This is a genomic window from Halorubrum saccharovorum DSM 1137 (genome assembly GCF_000337915.1).
Classification (GTDB): domain Archaea; phylum Halobacteriota; class Halobacteria; order Halobacteriales; family Haloferacaceae; genus Halorubrum; species Halorubrum saccharovorum.
The window spans coordinates 1-2,566 of record NZ_AOJE01000024.1; the positions used below are offsets into that span (position 1 = coordinate 1).

1 protein-coding gene and 1 pseudogene are annotated in these 2,566 nt (G+C 64.2%); both read right to left on the reverse strand.

The annotated features are described in order from the left end of the window. Positions 1-2,264, reverse strand: a 2,264-nt coding sequence (locus tag C471_RS07540) for a PQQ-dependent sugar dehydrogenase (protein WP_193366114.1), incomplete at its 3' end; no start/stop codon positions are given. A gap of 94 nt (positions 2,265-2,358) precedes the next feature. Continuing rightward, positions 2,359-2,566 (reverse strand): annotated as a pseudogene (locus C471_RS17380) (hypothetical protein); the annotation flags it as partial.

The window sequence follows — 2,566 nt, forward strand, 5'->3', positions numbered from 1 at the left end:
GGCGGGAGCGCGTGCTCGCTGTACCCCTCGTCGTAACGGTAGACGACGCCGACGTCGGCCGATCCACCGGCATCTAGCTCGGGATAGGTAACCTCGCCCGGCCGGGGCTGGTCGAGCCACGGGTGGATGTCGAGGGCGTTCTCGTAGTCATCGAAGCTCTGGGGATGCCAGATCAGCGCCGGCGTCACGTTCGGGACGTTCTCGATGCCCGTGTTGTTCACCGACTGGTTGCGCAGGTTGTCGGGCCAGAACGGCTGTCCGACCTCGCCAGTCCAGTTCTCGGTCCCGTCCTTGGTAGAGAAGTCGTAGTCCCGGTAGGGGTAGTACGCGCGGTACCACGGGTAGCCGGCGTTGCCCGGCTCACACCACAGGTGGTAGCTCCCGAAGCCCGTCATCCCGAGGTCGCCGATGCTCCCGCCGTCGTTGCCGTAGTGGGCGGTCCAGAGGTAGCCGCTGTGGTCGTCGTGCGTGATGGTGAACGGGTTGCGCAGCCCCATCACGTAGATCGACGGCAGGAACTCCTCGTCTGAGTACGACTCGCCGGTCTCCTCCTCCCAGTGCTGCTTGAGGTTGCCGTCAGGGATGTTGTAGCTGCCGTCCTCGTTCAGAACGATCCGGTGGATCTTCCCCCGCTTGTCGGCCGTGTTCCCGGAGCTACGTTGCGCGTCGGCGACCGGACCCGGGCGGCCGTGGACGGTTCCCTGGCGCTCGTCGCCCATGAACCAGTTGACCTCGTTGTCCGGATTTCCGACGTTGTTGGAGTTGTCACCCGTCGAGATGTAGAACTCGCGGTCCTCTCCGAAGGTGATGTACGCGCCGTGGTGACAGCAGGTGTGCCACTGCTCGGGGACCTCGAAGACGACCGTCTCAGAGTCGGGATCGAGCGTCCCGTCGTCCTGCATCGTGAACCGCGAGACGAGCATGTTCGCGAAGACGATGTCCTCGTCGTACGGGTTGTCTTCGAACTCCAGGTCGTCGCTCGCGGGGTGGTACATGACGTACACGTACCTGTTCTCCTCGAAGTCGGGATCGATTGCGATCCCCTGCCCGCCGAGTTCACGAGCGGGAGTCGTCTCGCCGGAATCAGCGACGTGGCCGCCGTGGAAGGCGACCGGAAGTTCGAGCGCGAGCTCGTGTTCACCGGAGTCGGGATCGACCCAGGCGACCTCGGCGGAGCCGTCGCCCTGCGTCCCGAACGACGCGCCGCGGGTGACGACCCAGACGCGACCCTGTGGGTCGACGTCCATCTGCATCCACTCGCCTTCTTGGCCGTCCTGCAGCTCGTACTCGTCTGCGATCGTTCCGGTCGAGAAGACGTTGGTGACCTCGTAGTTGTCCCAGTCAGTGGCCTCTTCGGCGTTGATCGGAACGTCGAGGTCGCGGTGCCAGTCGCTGTCGGTCCCGGCTGCCTCGACAGTCAGTGTCCCGGAGACCTGTGAGCCACCGCTCGCGATAGTGATGGTGTGGTCTCCGTCCGAGAGATCAGACGTGTCGACGTCCGCGAACGAAACGGTCGTCTGTGCGCCCGCGTCGAGAGAAATCTCCGTAGAGTCGACCTGACTCCCGTCGATCGAGAGGGAGACGACCTGCGTGACGCTGCTGTCGCCGGTGTTGGACACCGTCGCCGAGAAGTCCACCGCGTCGCCCTGCGAGACCGTCACGCTGCCCGGATCGAGGGTATCGACCGTGACGTCGCCGGCCGGGACGCTGACCTCGACAGAGCCTCTCTGGGATCCAGAGTGGGGCCCACAGTAGTAGGTGGCCATCTCCTCAGTGGCAGTGAACTCGACGGACTGGGTGACACCCTCCTCAGAGACCGTCTCAGAGCTGACGAGTTCGTTTCCGTCGGCGTCGGCGATGACGAAGTTATGGTCCTCGCCGTCGGTGTTGGTCCACTCGACCGTGTAGGTTTCTCCCGCCGTCAGATTCAGCGTCGGATTAGTCAGGTCGGCAACGGAGTCGGGGGAGACGCCGACCCAGACGTGTATGCCGCCAACGATGTTACAGACATCCTCCGGCGGACCGCGTGCGACACCGCCCTCGCCGTCCTCCCAGGCGTACTCCGAGCGGCCGCGGCCGCCGCTGGTGTCGACTGTCACGGCCTCCAGTTCGATAAGGGTCTGACCGCCCTGCTGAGCGCTGGCGAGGCCGGCGAGACCGGTCAGTCCGGCCGCACCGATACCCGCCTGCAAGACGCGACGCCAGTCGCTGTTCGATTCCGATTCGTCGTCTGTATCAGCCTGTTGATTGATTTCGGTCGTCATGCTGTCGTCCATTGTGAGGAACTGATCAGTCGGTTGCGTTCGTCCGATACGTCGGCGCTGGTTCGTATTTGGTGATTCATTGTCTGTTCAGTCGCTACTCGCCCGACGTCTGGTTACCGTCCGTCCCGTCGTCGTCGTCAGCATCGTCGTCGAGAGTTTCGATGTCCTCGTCTACTTCGGCGCCGGCGTCGGTGTCGCCGGAGGCGTCGGCGCTGGCCTGTTCGTTGTCGACGGTGACGGTGAAGTTGGCGTGACTGGTCATCAGCGCCGGGTGACCGGTGCTGTCCTGCATGACGCCATAG